The organism is Achromobacter pestifer (assembly GCF_013267355.1).
Lineage (GTDB): Bacteria > Pseudomonadota > Gammaproteobacteria > Burkholderiales > Burkholderiaceae_B > Achromobacter > Achromobacter pestifer_A.
The window spans coordinates 4,403,969-4,420,401 of the sequence record NZ_CP053985.1; the positions used below are offsets into that span (position 1 = coordinate 4,403,969).

Below are 16,433 nucleotides of genomic sequence, written 5' to 3' on the forward strand. Positions count from 1 at the left end.
TATGGCAAATAACTTCCTTTGCGGGCGCTTCGAGTTCGATCTCGAGCGCCCGCTTGTCATGGGTATCGTCAATGTCACGCCGGATTCCTTTTCCGACGGCGGCCAGCACGACGATACGGATTCCGCGGTGGCGCACGCGCGCCAGTTGATCGCCGAAGGCGCCCAGATCCTGGACCTGGGCGGCGAGTCCACGCGCCCCGGGGCCGATCCGGTTTCGGTGGCCGACGAGCTGGCCCGGCTGCTGCCGGTGGTGGAGGCGCTGCGCGATTGCGGCGTGCCCCTGTCCATCGATACGTTCAAGCCGGAAGTCATGCGCGCCGTGCTGGACGCCGGCGCGGACATGATCAACGATATCTATGGCTTCAGGCAGCCCGGCGCCGTCGAGGCAGTGGCGCATTCGCGCTGCGGGCTCTGCGTGATGCACATGAAGGGCGAGCCCCGCACCATGCAGGCCGCCCCGCCCGAATACACCGACCTGATCGGTGAAATCGGGCTCTTCCTGGGGGCCCGCGCGCACAAGCTGCGCGCGGCCTGGATCGATCCTCGCCGTATCGTGCTTGACCCGGGCTTCGGCTTCGGCAAGACGGGCGACCAGAATTTCCAATTGCTGCGCCGGCTGTCCAGCCTGCGCAGTGCCGGTTATCCATTGCTGATCGGCTTGTCGCGCAAAACCATGATAGGTCAGGCTACCGGCCGGCCCGTGGGCGACAGGCTGCCCGGCAGCATCGCCGCGGCGCTTGCTTGCGTGGCGCGTGGCGCTTCCATCGTGCGTGTGCACGATGTGGCGGCCACGGTCGACGCGCTCAAGGTATGGCACGCGGCAGAACAAGGAGCAATCAGTTCATGATTCGACGCAAATATTTCGGCACCGATGGCGTGCGCGGCGAGGTCGGCGGTGCGGTGATCAACGCCGAATTCGCCCTGCGCCTGGGCTATGCGGCCGGCCGCGTGCTGGCGCGCGAGCACGCCGTGCGCGGCGGCAGCCGTCCGCAGGTCGTGATCGGCAAGGACACGCGGATTTCCGGCTACATGCTGGAATCCGCGTTGGAAGCCGGTCTGTCGGCCGCGGGCATCGACGTTTTGCTGGCCGGCCCGATTCCGACGCCGGCGGTGGCCTACCTGACCCGGGCGCTGCGCTTGGTGGCGGGCATCGTCATCAGTGCTTCGCATAATCCGTACCAGGACAACGGCATCAAGTTCTTCTCGGCGCAGGGCATGAAGCTGCCCGACGAGATCGAGGCCGACATCGAAGCCGCCCTGGATGAGCCACTGGGCTGCGTGGGCTCGGAAGCCCTGGGCCGCGCCCGCCGCATGGGCGACGCGCAAGGCCGCTACATCGAATTCTGCAAGAGCACGTTCCCCAACGATCTGGACCTGAACGGCATGACGATCGTGGTGGACGCCGCCCACGGCGCCGCCTACAACATTGCGCCCCATGTGTTCCGTGAACTCGGCGCCGAAGTGCACGCCATCGGCGTCAACCCGGACGGCTTCAACATCAACAAGGGCGTGGGTGCGTTGCACCCCGAATTGCTGGCCAAGGAAGTAAGCGCCCGCGGCGCCCAGTTGGGTATCGCGCTGGACGGCGATGCCGACCGCCTGCAGATGGTGGACGGCGAGGGCCGCATCTACAACGGCGATGAACTCATGTACGCCATCGTCCGCGAACGCATGCAGCGCGGCAAGGTGGACGGCGTGGTGGGCACGCTGATGACCAACTTCGGCTTCGAGCGTGAAATGCAGCGCCTGGGCGTGGGCTTTGAGCGCGCCAACGTGGGCGACCGCTACGTGCTGGAGCAAATGCAGGCGCGCGGCTGGCTGTACGGGGGCGAAAGCTCCGGCCACCTGCTATGCCTGGACTGCCATTCGACAGGCGACGGCATCGTCGCCGCGCTGCAGGTCCTGACCGCGCTGCGCCGCAATTCGGTCGGGCTGGCGGAGTGGCTGAGCGATCTGCGCATGTATCCGCAGAAGATGATCAACGTGCCGCTGGCCCCGGGCCAGGACTGGAAGACGCACGCCGGCCTGAGCGCCGCGCGCAAGGCGGTCGAAGCCGAGCTCGACGGCCGTGGCCGTATCCTGATCCGCGCCTCGGGCACCGAGCCGAAGCTGCGCCTGATGGTCGAGGCCGAAGATGAAGTTCTCGCCGTATCCTGCGCCGAGAAGCTTGCGGCCAGCCTGGGGTAAATGCCGGCTTCCGATTCCGAGCGAGGCCACCCGGCGCGTGACGGGTGGCCTTGTTTGTTCAAGGCCTGTATATATTTGTAAAGCTTTGTCGATTTTGGCGGAAGATTGATTTGTTTGGCCCGAACTAAACTTCATAGTCACGTAACATATTGGTCAAGTCTTTGACATACAGGGCGTCCACACTGGCTGGACTCTCTAGGAGCTTCGCGCAATGCTGGAATTAGCACGCATCAATCCGAGCCGTAATGCCGCAGAACCTTGGACCGGCGCCGCCGCCAAGGTGCTGGTGGTGGGCTTGGCGCGCACTGCTGAAGAAATCGAGCAGATTCAACGCCTGCGCTATGAGGTCTTCACCGAGGACATGGGCGTGGTGTTCCCCGATGCCCAGGACGGCATCGAGCATGACCGCTTCGACCCGTTCTGCGAACACCTGATGGTCCGTGAGCTCGATACGGGCCGCGTGGTCGGCACCTACCGCATCCTGACGCCGGAAAAGGCGCGGGAGGCTGGCGGTTATTACTCGCAGTCTGAGTTCGACCTGTCCGGGCTGGGCTCGATCCAGGATGAGCTGGTCGAAGTCGGCCGTTCCTGCACCCACCCCGACTACCGCGGCGGCGGCGTCATCATGTTGCTGTGGTCCGGCCTGGCGGAATACCTCCGCCGCGGCGGCTACCAGTACGTGCTGGGCTGCGCCAGCGTCAGCCTGCGCGACGACGGCGTCACCGCCGCCGAAGTGTGGCGCACCATTTCCAAGCAACTGCCGCAGGGCGACGAACCGCGCGTGACGCCGTTGCACCGCTACCCGGTGGAAAAGCTCAACAGCACTTTGCCGGCGCGCGTGCCGCCGCTGATCAAGGGATATCTGAAGCTGGGCGCCAAGGTCTGTGGGGAGCCCGCCTGGGACCCGGACTTCAACGCCGCGGATTTTCCGGTGCTGCTCAAGATGGACCGCATGGACGAGCGCTACCGCCGCCACTTCGGGCTGGACCAGCCCGCAACCGCCAGCGCCCAGCGCTGAGGCCATCATGCGCCGCCTGTTGCGCCGCATGAAGATCAGGCTGATACGGCGGGCCACCAGGCCTTTGCGCATGGAACTCAAGCGGCTGGATCGCGAAACCGATCTGTCGCCGTTCTAGCGCGCCGGCCCGGCAGCGCGGAGCCGGGCGCAGGCGGCGCAGCGGCTCCGCCTGATTCTCAGAACTCCAGCAGTTCGAACGAAAAACCGACCTTGTTCCACTCGGCTTCTTCCGCGCGCAGCGTGAAGTCGCTCAGGGGATGCTGCGCCAGCCATTCGCGGTTGACCCGCACCACGATGGAGTTGTCGCGTACCGACGCCGTCAGCGGCAGCGGCTCGATCTCGTTGCGGCGGCGGAACAGCAGTACCGCCAGGCGCAGGCTGAGGATGGCCTTCCATTGCGGACGCGAACGCACCAGGGGCTCCAACTTTGTCAGCTTGCCCTGGTGGCCCAGCGCCAGCAGCGCCAGCAGCTGCTGGTCGGCGCGCGAGAAGCCCGGCATGTCGGCGTTTTCCAGCACGTATGCGGAGTGCTTGTGATACGCGTTGTGGGCGATGGACAGGCCCACTTCATGCAGGTCGGCCGCCCAGCCCAGCGCGGGGCGCAGCTCGGCGCGTTCCGGACCGTCCGGGAACATCGTGTCGAACAGGGTCAGCGCGGCGTGGTGCACGCGACGCGCCTGGTTGACGTCGACGTGGTAGCGCTTCATGAACTGGCGCACCGACTCGTCGCGCTTGTCATGCTCGTCGTCGCGGCCCAGCAGGTCGTACAGCACGCCCAGGCGCAAGGCGCCGTCGCCGGTGTGCATGACGTCGATGCCCAGTTCGTCGAACAGGGCGCTCATGATGGCCAGCCCGCCTGGCAGCACGTCCGAGCGTTCGACCTTGATGCCGGGCAGTTCCGACGGAATCACGCGGCCCGAGCGCACGATGCGGTCCTTGAGCTTGGCCAGGCCGGCGCGGGTGATGCCGCGGTCCGAGAAGCGGCATTCGGTCAGGATGGCGAACAGCGCCTTGGCCGTGCCGGAAGAACCGTAGGCTTCCTTCCAGCCCATCTTGCGGTACTGCTTGGCGATGACTTCGATTTCGCGGCGGGCGGCCAGTTCGGCCTGCTTCATCTGATGCGCGTCCACCACGCCGTCCGAGAAGAACTGGCGGCTGTAGCTGACGCAGCCCATGTAAAGCGAGGACATCAGGCCGGGCTCATGGCCACGGCCGATGATGACTTCGGTGGAACCGCCGCCGATGTCGATGACCAGGCGCTTATTGGGCGAGGGAGGCAGCGTGTGGACCACGCCCGAGAAGATCAGGCGGGCTTCTTCACGGCCGGCGATGACTTCGATGGGAAAGCCCAGCGCGGCTTCGGCGCGCGGCAGGAAGTCGCGGGTGTTGCGGGCGACGCGGAAGGTGTTGGTGGCGACGGCTCGGACCCGGTTGGGGTGGAAGCTGCGCAGGCGGTCGCCGAAGCGCTCCAGCACGGCGATGGCGCGGTCGATGGCTTCGTCGCCCAGCCTTTTTTCAGAGTCCAGGCCGGCCGCGAGCCGGACGGTTTCCTTGAGGCGGTCGATCTGATAGATCTGGGGCGTACCGTCCTGTTGAACGATGCGTCCGATGGAGAGGCGGAAGCTGTTGGACCCGAGGTCCACCGCGGCCAGAAGTTGATCCATGCGGCTCGTAAATATTGTCTGAGAGGTGGCCCGATTATAGAGACCCCATGTGACAGCGCTCCCACGCGCGGTTTTTTTCTTATGGAACAGGGGCTTGCGGCGCTTGATCGGCCTGCTATACGTCCCGGTTTTAGCGTACGCTACGTTTTTGGCGTAGTGTCATGGAACCGTCACTTTTTTGCAGTAAAACTCCACGCTCTCCCCACGTATGGAATCCGGTATGCCCTCACGCCCTCCTGCCGAGCCTTTGCTTCTGAACCGCGAGTTGTCGCTGCTGAAATTCAACGATCGCGTGCTGGCGATGGCGGAGAATACCAAGACTCCCTTGCTGGAACGGCTGCGCTACGTGTGCATCGTCAGTTCCAACCTGGATGAGTTCTTCGAGATCCGGATATCCAGCCTGAAGGAGCAGCAGCGCCAATCGCCCAACCTGGTGGGGCCGGACGGCATGACGCCGGACCAGGCGTTCGAGAACGTGCAGCAGGCGGTGCACGCGCTGGTCAACCGCCAATACAACCTGCTCAATGACGAGATCCTGCCGGCCATGCACGCCGAGGGCATCTCGCTGCACCATGCGTCCGAGTGGAACCCGCAGCAGCAGGAGTGGGCGCGCGAAGTGTTCAACCGCGACGTGATGCCGCTTTTGACCCCGATCGGGCTGGATCCGGCGCATCCGTTTCCACGCGTCTACAACAAGAGCTTGAATTTCATCGTGTCGCTGTCGGGCGCCGACGCCTTCGGCCGCCAGGCCTCGATCGCCGTGGTGCAGGCGCCGCGCGCCTTGCCGCGCCTGATCAAGATGCCGCAGGAGCTGTCGGGCCAGCCCGAGGGCTACATCCTGCTGACCTCGCTGCTGCGGGCCTTCGTGGGCGAGCTGTTCCCGGGCCTGGAGATGCTGGGCTGCTACCAGTGGCGGGTCACGCGCAACAGCGACCTGTTCGTGGACGAGGAAGAAGTCACCAACCTGCGCCACGCCTTGCAGGGCGAACTTTCGCAGCGCAACTTCGGCGCCGCGGTGCGCCTGGAGATCGACAAGCTGACGCCGGTCGAGCTGGAGCACTTCCTGCAGCGCGAGTTCTCGCTCAAGGCGGAGGACACCTACCGCGTGCCGGGGCCGGTGAACCTGTCGCGCCTGATGCAGTTGTGCAATTCCGAATCGCGGCCGGATCTGCTGTTTCCGGACTATCGCGCGCCCGTGCCGGCGCCATTCGACCGCGTGGGTGACAAGCCTGCCGAGCTGTTCGAGGCCGTGGCCGAACAGGACCGCCTGCTGCACCATCCCTACCAGTCGTTCCAGCCTGTCATCGATTTCCTGACCGCCGCCGCGCTGGATCCGGACGTCATGGCGATCAAGCAGACCATCTACCGCACCGGCGAGGATTCCGAGCTGATGAAGATCCTGCTGGCCGCCGCGCGCGCCGGCAAGGAAGTGACGGTGGTGGTGGAGCTGATGGCCCGCTTCGACGAGCAGACCAACATCAACTGGGCCTCCAAGCTGGAAGAGGTGGGGGCGCACGTGGTGTACGGCGTGGTGGCGCACAAGACGCACGCCAAGATGGCCGTGGTGCTGCGCCGCGAGAAAGGGCGCTTGCGCCGCTATGCTCACCTGGGCACCGGCAATTACCACCCGCGCACGGCGCGCTTGTACACCGATTTCGGTCTGCTCACCGCCGATCCAAAGCTGTGCGAGGACATGGACAAGGTGTTCGCGCAGCTGACCGGGCTGGGCGCGCGCCGCTCGCTCAAGGCGCTGATGCAGTCGCCCTTCACCATGCATGACGGCATGGTGGCGCTGATCCGCGCGGAGGCCCGCGCGGCCAAGGCCGGCAAGCGTTCGCGCATCATGGCCAAGATGAACTCGCTCCTGGAAGAGCAGATCATCGAGGAACTCTACAAGGCCGGCCAGGCCGGCGTGAAGATCGACCTGATCGTGCGCGGCGTATGCGCGCTGCGCGCCGGCGTGCCGGGCCTGTCCGAAAACATCCGGGTGCGCTCCATCGTCGGCCGCTTCCTGGAGCATTCGCGGGTTTTCTATTTCTATGCCGACGGCGAAGAGACGGTATACCTGTCGTCGGCCGACTGGATGGACCGCAATTTCTTCCGCCGGGTCGAGATCGCGTTCCCGATCTACGACAAGACCCTGAAGAAGCGCGTCATCGACGAAGCCTTCACCTACGCCCTGCGCGACAACCAATTGGCCTGGCAGCAGCAGGCCGACGGCGACTACGCCCGCGTCAAGAGCCGCCGCGAGCCCTTCAACCTGCACCAGTACCTGATGCAGAAGCTGGGCGTGTAACGTCTGCCGCCCCGCCCCGGGGCGGCTCCCCAAGCAAGGCCATCCTTTCCTCCACCTGTTTGCTCCGGCCCCCTTTTCAAGGTCGCGTTCGAAGCAAAGCGTCCCCCAATCCAGGCCGCGCGGATCCGGCTCCGCCGGTCCGCCAGCGGCGCCCCCTGGGGGAGGCGCTGCGCGCCTCGGGGGGGAATCATGACTGTCACTATCCTGTCATGTGGGGCTTCTATTATTCGAAGGTCGCTGAAAGACAGGCAGTTTTCCAAGCCTGCCAGACTCCTCCAACGAGCACAGAAGGAACCCTGATGTTCAAACGTGTCTTCAAACAAGTTTCCCTGGGCGTCGCGCTGAGCGCCGCCGTGTTTGCCGTCCAGGCCGCCGATGTGACCGGCGCCGGCGCTTCGTTCCCGTACCCGATCTACGCCAAGTGGGCGTCCGACTACAAGGCTGCCAGCAACAACGCGGTCAACTACCAGTCCATCGGTTCGGGCGGCGGCCAGCAACAGATCATCGCCAAGACCGTTGATTTCGGCGCCTCGGACGATCCCATGAAGGCAGCCGACCTGGAAAAGAACGGCCTGCTGCAGTTCCCGGCCGTCATCGGCGGCACGGTTGCCGTGGTGAACGTCGACGGCATCGAACCCGGCAAGCTGAAGCTGTCGGGCAAGGTCCTGGCCGACATCTTCCTGGGCAAGATCAAGAAGTGGGACGACGCCGCCATCAAGGCGATGAACCCCGACCTCAAGCTGCCGTCGGCCGACATCATTGTCGTGCACCGTTCGGACGGCTCGGGCACCACCTTCGGCTGGACCAACTACCTGTCCAAGGTGTCGCCGGACTGGAAGTCGACCGTGGGTGAAGGCAAGGCCGTCAAGTGGCCCGTGGGCCAAGGCGGCAAGGGCAACGAAGGCGTCGCCGCCTACGTCGGCCAGCTGAAGAACTCGATCGGCTACGTGGAATACGCCTACGCCAAGCAGAACAAGCTGGCCTGGACGCAGCTGCAGAACAAGGACGGCAAGTTCGTCCAGCCGGAACAGAAGGCTTTCGCCGCCGCGGCCGCCAACGCCGACTGGAAGAGCGCGCCGGGCATGGGCGTGGTCCTGACCGACGAGCCGGGCGCCGATTCGTGGCCCGTCACCGCCGCCACCTTCATCCTGATCCACAAGTCGCAAGACAAGCCGGCTCAGGGCAAGGCCGTGCTGGAATTCTTCGACTGGGCCTTCAAGAACGGCGCCAAGTCGGCTGAAGCCATGGACTACGTGCCGCTGCCGGAAGCCGTGACCAAGGAAATCCGCGCCGCCTGGGGCGAGGTCAAGGCCGCCGACGGCAAGGCCGTCTGGCAGTAATGGATGGAGCGCGGGGGGGACCGGGTAACAATCCCAGTCTTTACCGCGCAAGCCGTATCAGCGGCCGTCCCTTGAGCTTTCGCACGAGCGGAACGACAGGGACGGTCCGCCGCAGGACCTTCGAAGTTCTTCCCCTGGTTTCCTAAGGAAAGTCCATCCATGAGCGCGGTAATGGATAATAGTGTGCCGCTTTCGCCCAGCGTGGCGGACTCCGTGACTACCGGCACGCCTTCGCCTATGAAGCAAAACAAAAACGCGCTGATGGATGCGCTATTCAAGAACCTGACCCGCCTGTTCGCCTTCCTGGTGTTCATCCTGCTGGCGGCGATTCTTGTTTCCCTGATCTACGGCAGCCGCGAATCGCTGGCCAAATACGGCCTGTCGTTCCTCTGGCTCAACGACTGGGATCCGGTCAATTCGAACTACGGCGCGGTGGTGCCCATCATCGGCACGCTGCTGACCTCGGCCATCGCCCTGATCATCGCCGTGCCGGTCTCCTTCGGCATCGCCATCTTCCTGACCGAACTGTCGCCCACCTGGCTGCGCCGCCCCTTGGGCACCGCGGTCGAAATGCTGGCGGCGATTCCGTCCATCATTTACGGCATGTGGGGCCTGTTCGTCTTCGTCCCGGTTTTTCAGCAGTATGTGCAGCCCTTCATGATCGCCACATTGGGCAGCGTCCCCGTGATCGGCGGCATCTTCGCGGGCCCGCCTTTCGGCATCGGCATCTTCACCGCGGGCTTGATCCTGTCCATCATGATCATCCCGTTCATCGCCGCGGTCATGCGCGACGTGTTCGAGCTGGTGCCGGCGATGCTCAAGGAATCCGCCTACGGCCTGGGCAGCACGACCTGGGAAGTGATGTGGCGCGTGGTGCTGCCCTACACCAAGTCGGGCGTCATCGGCGGCATCATGCTGGGCCTGGGCCGCGCCCTCGGCGAAACCATGGCGGTGACCTTCGTCATCGGCAACGCCTTCAAGTGGTCCGGCTCGCTGTTTTCGCCGGGCAACTCGATCGCCTCGGCGCTGGCCAACGAATTCAATGAAGCGGGCGGCATACAGAAGTCGGCGTTGCTGGAACTGGGCTTGATCCTGTTCCTGATCACGACCATCGTGCTGGCCCTGGCCAAGGTGCTGCTGGTTCGCCTGTCCGCCGGCGAAGGCAAGAAAACCTGACCCGCCGCGAGCACAAGGAAAAGATCATGGCTGTATCCGTACTCAATATGCAGAACGGCACCTATCGCCGGCGTCGCGTGATCAACCGCATCATGCTGGCCGTGTCGCTGGGGACGCTGGTGTTCGGGCTGTTCTGGCTGTTCTGGATCATTCTGACGCTGTTGGTGAAAGGGGCGCCCGCGCTCTCGTACACGCTCTTCACCGAAATCACGCCGCCGCCGGGGCAGACTGGCGGCCTGATCAACGCCATCTTCGGCAGTGTGATGATGGCCGGCGTGGGCACGCTGATTGGCACGCCCGTGGGCATCCTGGCCGGCACCTACCTGGCCGAATACGGCCAGCGCGGCTGGCTGGCGCCCGCCACGCGCTTCCTGAACGACGTGCTGCTGTCGGCTCCGTCCATCATCATCGGCCTGTTCATCTACGCCGTGTACGTGGCCCAGGTCGGGCACTACTCGGGTTGGGCCGGCGCCATCGCGCTGTCCATCCTGGTGATCCCGGTCGTGGTGCGCACCACCGACAACATGCTGCTGCTGGTGCCCAACAGCCTGCGCGAGGCCGCGGCCGCGCTGGGCTGCCCCAAGTGGCGCATGATCACCTTGGTGTGCTATCGCGCCGCCAAGACCGGCATCATCACCGGTGTGCTGCTGGCCATCGCCCGGATCTCCGGCGAAACGGCGCCGCTGCTGTTCACCGCGCTGTCGAACCAGTTCATGTCCTTGAACATGAACGGCCCGATGGCCAACCTGCCGGTCGTGATCTACCAGTACGCCGCCAGCCCCTTCAAGGACTGGAACAACCTGGCATGGGCCGGCGCCACGCTGATTACGCTGCTGGTGCTGGGCATCAACATCATTGCCCGCAACATGTTCCGCAAGTAAAGATCGCTTTGCCGGCGCGCTGGGCGCGCCGGAGCCAAGGGAAACCAAATGGAAAACACCGCTAACGCCGTCAAGAACAAGATCGAGGTCAAGAATCTGAACTTCTACTACGGCAAGTTCCATGCGATCCGCAATGTGAACATGTCGATCCAGGAGAAGAAGGTCACCGCCTTCATCGGCCCGTCGGGCTGCGGCAAGTCCACGCTGCTGCGCACGTTCAACCGCATGTTCGAGCTGTACCCCGGCCAGCGCGCCGAGGGTGAGATCATCCTGGACGGCGAAAACCTGCTGACGGCCAAGACCGACATCTCGCTGATCCGCGCCAAGGTCGGCATGGTGTTCCAGAAGCCCACGCCGTTCCCCATGAGCATCTACGACAACATCGCCTTCGGCGTGCGCCTGTTCGAGCGCCTGTCCAAGGGTGAAATGGACGAGCGCGTGGAATGGGCGCTGAGCAAGGCCGCGCTGTGGAACGAAGTGAAGGACAAGCTGCACCAGAGCGGCAACAGCCTGTCGGGCGGCCAGCAACAGCGCTTGTGCATCGCGCGCGGCGTGGCCATCAAGCCTGAGGTGCTGCTGCTGGACGAGCCGTGTTCGGCGCTGGATCCGATTTCGACCGCCAAGATCGAAGAGCTGATCGCCGAACTGAAGAACGACTACACCGTCGTCATCGTGACGCACAACATGCAGCAGGCCGCGCGCTGCTCGGACTACACCGCCTACATGTACCTGGGCGAGCTGATGGAATTCGGCCAGACCGACCAGATCTTCGTGAAGCCCTCGCGCAAGGAAACGGAAGACTACATCACGGGCCGCTTCGGCTGATCGCCGGGTTTCGGTTCTGCACAAAAAAACGGCGCGCTTCGAAAAGCGCGCCGCTTTTTTTTGCTGCTGCAGGGCTTGCTTGGTCCCCGCCGCGGGCTGTTCCTGGACGTTGCCCGCATGACGGCCAGTTCTCCGCGGCCGGGTGGACATAGGCCGCACGGCCGGGATCTGGTATAGTTGCCACCCTTCGGGGCGTAGCGCAGCCTGGTAGCGCATCTGCTTTGGGAGCAGAGGGTCGTGAGTTCGAATCCCACCGCCCCGACCAATAAAATCAAAGGCTTAGCTCAAATATTGAGCTAAGCCTTTGTTCTTTGGGGGGCCAGTAGGGGGGCCAGCGCTAGGCGGAATCCTCGGCGGGGTGCCATGTCCTGCTGTGCGGCCTACTTTCCAGCCACGCTGTGACTTCGCGCGCGCGCCAGCCCACAGAGCGGGCGGTTAGCCTTACCGGCGAAGGGAAGTCTTTCCGCTGGATAAGCTCATAGATTGTTGTCTTCGACAGGTTGAGGATCCTGACCAGATCCGCGAGGCGGTAAACAAGTTGGTCGGTCATGTGGAACGCCCGAGTGCATCCTGGTCCCGGTGCATGGATGCAGCCCTATCGGATACATGCTGCTGCTGATTGGCGGCATGTGCCAGGAGGTTTCGGGTGGTTTCCAACTGGGCGCGGGACAGTGGAACAAGCAGCGTGAGCGCATCGACCATTCCCATCACGCGTGAGTACGTGTCTACAAGGGTTTGATCGTTCAGCCTGTACCTATCCGTGAGCGCCTGCCGATACTTTGTGGCGCGACGACTAATGAGGCCGGCTCCCGCGCTGGCGGACTGCTGTGCGTCACGCGAAAACGGAGCCAGTAGATCAACGGGGACCATTCCAAGTTGCGCACCTGCATTTTTCGACCGATGACAAAGCTGTACGTTGACCATCCGATGTTGCAGTTCGGCTGGAAGTGAGTGCTGTGACGCGGGTATAAACAGGGCCGCGCCATCGAACCAGTGTTGTTTGGCGGGCTGGCCCGAAGTGTGATCTGCAACCTCATACGGGCGATTGCCTGCAAACACGTTGATCAGCTCGACCCCTTCCGGGTCCGAATCGAGCTCAATCAGTACAACGGGCCGACCGTCGTTGTCATCGAGCTGTCGGGCGAGAGCGGCGGCCGTCATCTTGTGCGGCATCCAGCCTAGATAGCTGGTTCGGCCCAGCAGCTTCCACAAGAATTCAACGAGCGTTTCCTTACCCGTGCCGGTCTGCCCATAGACTTGCATGAGGGGGAAGCGCGTCCATTCTTGCAGTAGGCAGTTGCAGCACTGTACGCCGTACCAATAGGCAAGGGCAGCCATGCCTTCGGGGCCGAAGGCATCCCAAAACAGATTGGCGCAGATAGCGGGGTAATGATCTTTTTTCGTGTTCATGGATTCACTCTTCTGTATCTGCTGCACTTGCGCGCTTGTAATCGCGGGGCAGCTTAGTGTAGGGGGATCTAGCGGCGGACAGGCGCAGCGGCGGCGCTGCTGGTGGGGGCCGAACTTCACCAGCTCGCGGGTGGGCGAGCGCCAGGGCGGTGATTTCCAGGCAGCGGGCCAGCACGGGCGAGCGCATGGCTTCGGCCAGGCTGCCGTGTAGATCGGCTGCAGCGTGGGCCTGGGCCAGCATTGCGGGAGAGGGCTTCACCATGCTCATGCCCCCCTCTTGAAGACCCAGCAATGCACCGTCGATGCTTTGCTGCTGCCGGCCTGACTGCTGTTCTGGCGAATCCGGCTCTTGACCGTCTTCACTTCCAGAAACTTGTATTGGCGGCTGGTACGAAGAACTTTCTTCAAGTCGCGCAGCGCCGGAACCTGCTGGCGATGGTTGGCCGCGACCTCGATAAATTCGTTGAGGTTGACCGCTATCACGTCCGCATCGCAGGAGTGATTGAGCTGGGGTAGCTGATCGTCATCGCCGTTCAGGTATGCATACGCATCCCAGAATTCCTGCACGATGGGATGGTCTGCATTGATGACCAGTTGCCGCTCAGCGGCCATGTTGCTGATGAGCTGGATTGCCGCTGTGTATTGCTCATCGGTGAGCTTCACGACAAGCCGCAGGGCATCCACGATGGCCATCAGTTGCGCGTGACACTTCAAGATGCGGGACATCTTCACGTCGCCACGGTCGCGTATGGCGTCGTGGTGGGCCTGATAGCGGTTCAGGATCGTTTCCATGATCGACGCTTCTCGCTTGGTGGCGGCCAATGCAAAACCGGACACTGCGCTGGTGGGCGTCGTTTCCAGCGCGACAGCGGCGGCGAGCGTCTTGGCGTTCTGGCCGGCCCGGTCGATGTTGATATGCACGATCCGGGAAAGAATCGCCTCGGAGGCGTTCACCTCATTGTTTTGCGAAATCACGATGGATCCGCGAAACGGTGGCTCATAGGTTTCGTTGCCGCCGTTGGCCACGCCGCGCGATCGGATGCTACGGCCGTTGTAGGCCGTTTTCAGCTCGTCCCAGTCGAAAGACTTGACGTGGGATTTCTCTTCGCCCAGGCGCTCGCGGTCGGACTCGATGAGAACGACGGGCAAGCCAGCCACCTGCGCGAAGTTGCGCGCACGCGCTGGCGTGGTGGATTTGGACGGGTCGAAGCCTTCGTAATCGTTGCGGCCAAAGAGTTTCCAGAGAAATTCAATGAGGGTGGACTTGCCGGATCCGGCTTCACCCACGACTTCCAGGAACGGATAGCTCTTCTGCCTTTCGCGTATTTGCTCCGCGAACAATGACCCCAGCCAGAAGGCAATTCGACGCGGAAGTAATACCAGCTCTCGTCCGTGAGCTTGTTTTCTTGGAAGTAGAGGGGTGTGGGATAGCAGTTGGAAATCGGCCGGATTCCGCCTGCTTCGCGCAGCGCGAGCGCGCGCAGCTCTTCTGATGAGAGTTGTTCCTTGGCCTCGTTGCCGATGCGATCCATCGCCTTCTGGTACGCGTCGATGTCCATGCGGAACCAGTACAGGCGCTTGCCGAATTCAAAATCAAACTCGGTGCGGCTGTTGTCATGCTCATATAGCAGCAAGGCCTTTTCGGTGGCGGATTTGGCCAGCAGCACGGCGCCATGGTGCAGATACAGCTTGCGCCCTTCGGCAGAAAGTCGGCGTTTCGCCGGATCCTCGGTGTTGCGGTCGAGCTGATAAAGGTCGTTCCAGTCCCGTTTCAGGCGCCCGTCCTGCGGAATGAGAGCGGCCCTGCTGGTCCAGCCGTCATCGTCCGCGCGCTCTACAAACTTTCGGATAAAGCTGCGGCCCGCGCTATCGCCGTCGAGCGCCCAAACTAGGTGCGGCAAGTTGTTGGGGCGTGCATCCGCGACCGCGCGAAGGGCAACGCTGGGGTAGTTGTTGCAGGAGAGCAGGGCGGCCGCGTGAACGCCGACCGACCAGAGCGCGATTGCGTCGAATATGCCTTCAACAAGCCACAGCTCGGAAACCTTGGCGATGTCGAATTCGGGCGGGGTCCACCACTCGCCCATGTAGCTGCCGCCATACTGGAAGCGCGCCTTCTTCTTGCCGAAGCGACTGGGCTGATCTATCAGGCGTTCCCAATAGGTGCGCGCAACGGGGAAGCGTACCGTTGCCGACGTGATGCCCTTTTCGCGGTCGTGGTAGGTCTCCTGCGTGTAGCAGCCGCGCAGCTTCGAAATGTCGAAGCCGCGGGCGTGCATGAGATACGCATCGGCTGCGGCGTTGGGATTCGTCTTCGCCTCTTCGGCGTACCGCGTAGACCAGTTATCGAAGATATCGGAATACAGGTCTTTGACATGCCCCTCATAGCCGCAATTGTTCAGGCGGCCACAGCGCAAGACCCAGGGATGCTCAGCGTTGGTGTACAGCTCCTTCTTGCCGCAGGCAGGGCAGCGGCCTTGGCGCAGCCAGCCCTTGACCTCCTTGAAGTTGAATTCCGCCAAGCGCTCGATGACGTCGCGGTGAATATCCTCCTTCATGACTATTCCGTCAGGTTGCGTTCGCGCAGGGTGCGCATGGCGGCAGCGTGGACGGCGCAGGCAGCGGTGAGCATGTGGCCGGACATGGCGGCATCGCCGGCGGCGGCAGTCAAGAAGAGGGATTGGCCGGGTTCATCGGCGCCTCGAACAAGGTACTCGGTGAGCTTGGCCAAGGCCTTTACCTCGTCGTCGTTCATGTGTGTTTCGATGCGGGCGTGCACGGGAATGGCGGGCATATCAATTCCTTTGGAAAACAGTTACCCGTGGCGGGCGCCAGAACGCCCGCCAGCAAGACGGAAAGCAGGGGATAGGGGGTTAGAGGGTCCGCGTTTGGCGGAGCGCCTGTGCGGCGTTGTGGGCGTCCAGAATTGCCGCCAGCTCGGCAGCAGAAATCACGCGGGTATTGCCGGAAGCGCGTTCAACGACAAACAGGGCGTGGCTTGTGCTGCGGTCCATGTCCAGGCTGACGCGGCTGCGGGCGCTGGAAATTTCCGCGATTGCTTGAGCGGCTTGCGTCGCGGCCGTGCGCTTGGAGCAGTTGGCCACCGCCATCAGGTGTGCGGTGCAGCGCTCAAGTAAATGGTTGTCGCGGAATGCGGCGGGGCGGGCGCCCTGTTCCAGCTCAACCGCCAAGAATTGATGCGCTTGATCCGCCAGGAAAGGGCGGTTCCAGTCAACGGACGCCGACACCAGGGAAAGGGCAGATTTATTCATCGTTGTCTCCAAACATGCTTTGCTGGCGAGGGTCGGCCTTGGTGGCCGACAGAAGGCGGAGGTTTTCGCTTTTGGGCGAAATGGGGAGATTGATCGAGGGACGCGCGACAGCTGACGGCGTAATCGTGCAGACCATTTCGAGATGCGATTTCCAGGTGTGCCCGCAGAAGAGGGCGCGGCACTGGAAGTAAAGGGCGCGGACGGTGTCGGACATCTCAACGCTGTGTCTGACCGTCGCCCAGGTATTGCAATGCGGGCAGCGCTGGCCTAGCTGATTCATTTGATGGCCTTAGCGTCGGCGGGTCGGTCTAGCGGGGCGTTCAGCCATCCATGCTTCCAGGCCACGGAGGTACATGAGGTAGGAAAA

The 16,433-nt window shown here is 63.2% G+C and carries 17 protein-coding genes and 1 tRNA gene; 9 read left to right on the top strand and 9 right to left on the bottom strand.

Annotated elements, in window-relative coordinates; genetic code table 11:
• Window position 1: 1 nt before the first annotated feature.
• From folP to FOC84_RS21075, 3 genes are all read left to right on the top strand, one after another.
• Window positions 2–847, top strand: a complete 846-nt coding sequence (gene folP, locus FOC84_RS21065; RefSeq protein ID WP_173146142.1) for a dihydropteroate synthase — start codon at window positions 2–4, stop codon at window positions 845–847.
• On the top strand, window positions 844–2,187 hold the full coding sequence (gene glmM / locus FOC84_RS21070) for a phosphoglucosamine mutase (RefSeq protein ID WP_173146143.1): 1,344 nt from the start codon (window positions 844–846) through the stop codon (window positions 2,185–2,187). The genes folP and glmM overlap by 4 nt, the downstream gene beginning before the upstream one ends.
• Before the next feature lie 211 nt (window positions 2,188–2,398).
• The gene (locus tag FOC84_RS21075) at window positions 2,399–3,205 is read left to right on the top strand and encodes a GNAT family N-acetyltransferase (protein ID WP_173146144.1); all 807 of its coding nucleotides are present in this window, start codon (window positions 2,399–2,401) and stop codon (window positions 3,203–3,205) included.
• A gap of 176 nt (window positions 3,206–3,381) precedes the next feature.
• On the opposite strand, the gene ppx is transcribed toward FOC84_RS21075, so the two are convergent.
• The gene (gene ppx, locus FOC84_RS21080) at window positions 3,382–4,869 is read right to left on the bottom strand and encodes an exopolyphosphatase (RefSeq protein WP_173146145.1); all 1,488 of its coding nucleotides are present in this window, start codon (window positions 4,867–4,869) and stop codon (window positions 3,382–3,384) included.
• A gap of 220 nt (window positions 4,870–5,089) precedes the next feature.
• Here ppx and ppk1 point away from each other — a divergent pair, with 220 nt between their 5' ends.
• The 6 genes from ppk1 (at window position 5,090) to FOC84_RS21110 (ending at window position 11,652) form a co-directional block, all read left to right on the top strand.
• Window positions 5,090–7,165 carry a polyphosphate kinase 1 gene (ppk1, locus tag FOC84_RS21085; RefSeq protein WP_173146146.1) on the top strand — a complete coding sequence of 692 codons (2,076 nt, stop codon included), beginning with the start codon at window positions 5,090–5,092 and terminating at the stop codon, window positions 7,163–7,165.
• Window positions 7,166–7,464: 299 nt separating this feature from the next.
• Entirely contained in the window at window positions 7,465–8,505 is a 1,041-nt protein-coding gene (pstS, locus tag FOC84_RS21090; RefSeq protein ID WP_173146147.1) for a phosphate ABC transporter substrate-binding protein PstS, read from the top strand.
• 159 nt (window positions 8,506–8,664) lie between these two features.
• Complete coding sequence (pstC, locus tag FOC84_RS21095; protein WP_173146148.1) at window positions 8,665–9,681, top strand: phosphate ABC transporter permease subunit PstC; 1,017 nt, start codon at window positions 8,665–8,667, stop codon at window positions 9,679–9,681.
• A 26-nt stretch (window positions 9,682–9,707) separates the two neighbouring features.
• On the top strand, window positions 9,708–10,562 hold the full coding sequence (gene pstA / locus FOC84_RS21100) for a phosphate ABC transporter permease PstA (RefSeq protein ID WP_173146149.1): 855 nt from the start codon (window positions 9,708–9,710) through the stop codon (window positions 10,560–10,562).
• A 48-nt stretch (window positions 10,563–10,610) separates the two neighbouring features.
• Window positions 10,611–11,387, top strand: a complete 777-nt coding sequence (gene pstB, locus FOC84_RS21105) for a phosphate ABC transporter ATP-binding protein PstB (protein WP_088142208.1) — start codon at window positions 10,611–10,613, stop codon at window positions 11,385–11,387.
• Between the two features lie 188 nt (window positions 11,388–11,575).
• Window positions 11,576–11,652 (top strand) — tRNA-Pro (locus FOC84_RS21110).
• 72 nt (window positions 11,653–11,724) lie between these two features.
• Here the strand turns inward: FOC84_RS21110 and FOC84_RS33560 are convergent.
• The 8 genes from FOC84_RS33560 to FOC84_RS21145 form a co-directional block, all read right to left on the bottom strand.
• On the bottom strand, window positions 11,725–11,937 hold the full coding sequence (locus FOC84_RS33560) for a helix-turn-helix transcriptional regulator (protein WP_173146150.1): 213 nt from the start codon (window positions 11,935–11,937) through the stop codon (window positions 11,725–11,727).
• Complete coding sequence (locus tag FOC84_RS21120) at window positions 11,934–12,797, bottom strand: hypothetical protein (protein WP_173146151.1); 864 nt, start codon at window positions 12,795–12,797, stop codon at window positions 11,934–11,936. Before FOC84_RS21120 ends, FOC84_RS33560 begins: the two co-directional genes overlap by 4 nt.
• 4 nt (window positions 12,798–12,801) lie before the next feature.
• A complete protein-coding gene (locus FOC84_RS21125) occupies window positions 12,802–13,065 on the bottom strand; it encodes a hypothetical protein (protein ID WP_173146152.1) in 264 nt (87 codons plus the stop codon).
• A complete protein-coding gene (locus tag FOC84_RS33405) occupies window positions 13,062–13,946 on the bottom strand; it encodes a hypothetical protein (RefSeq protein WP_254241721.1) in 885 nt (294 codons plus the stop codon). The genes FOC84_RS21125 and FOC84_RS33405 overlap by 4 nt, the downstream gene beginning before the upstream one ends.
• A complete protein-coding gene (locus tag FOC84_RS21130; protein WP_254241722.1) occupies window positions 13,862–15,352 on the bottom strand; it encodes a toprim domain-containing protein in 1,491 nt (496 codons plus the stop codon). The genes FOC84_RS33405 and FOC84_RS21130 overlap by 85 nt, the downstream gene beginning before the upstream one ends.
• 2 nt (window positions 15,353–15,354) lie before the next feature.
• The gene (locus FOC84_RS21135; protein WP_173146153.1) at window positions 15,355–15,588 is read right to left on the bottom strand and encodes a hypothetical protein; all 234 of its coding nucleotides are present in this window, start codon (window positions 15,586–15,588) and stop codon (window positions 15,355–15,357) included.
• A gap of 79 nt (window positions 15,589–15,667) precedes the next feature.
• The gene (locus FOC84_RS21140) at window positions 15,668–16,066 is read right to left on the bottom strand and encodes a hypothetical protein (protein WP_173146154.1); all 399 of its coding nucleotides are present in this window, start codon (window positions 16,064–16,066) and stop codon (window positions 15,668–15,670) included.
• Window positions 16,059–16,346 (bottom strand): ogr/Delta-like zinc finger family protein, encoded by a 288-nt coding sequence (locus FOC84_RS21145; protein ID WP_173146155.1) that lies wholly within the window; start codon window positions 16,344–16,346, stop codon window positions 16,059–16,061. The genes FOC84_RS21140 and FOC84_RS21145 overlap by 8 nt, the downstream gene beginning before the upstream one ends.
• Window positions 16,347–16,433: the final 87 nt, after the last annotated feature.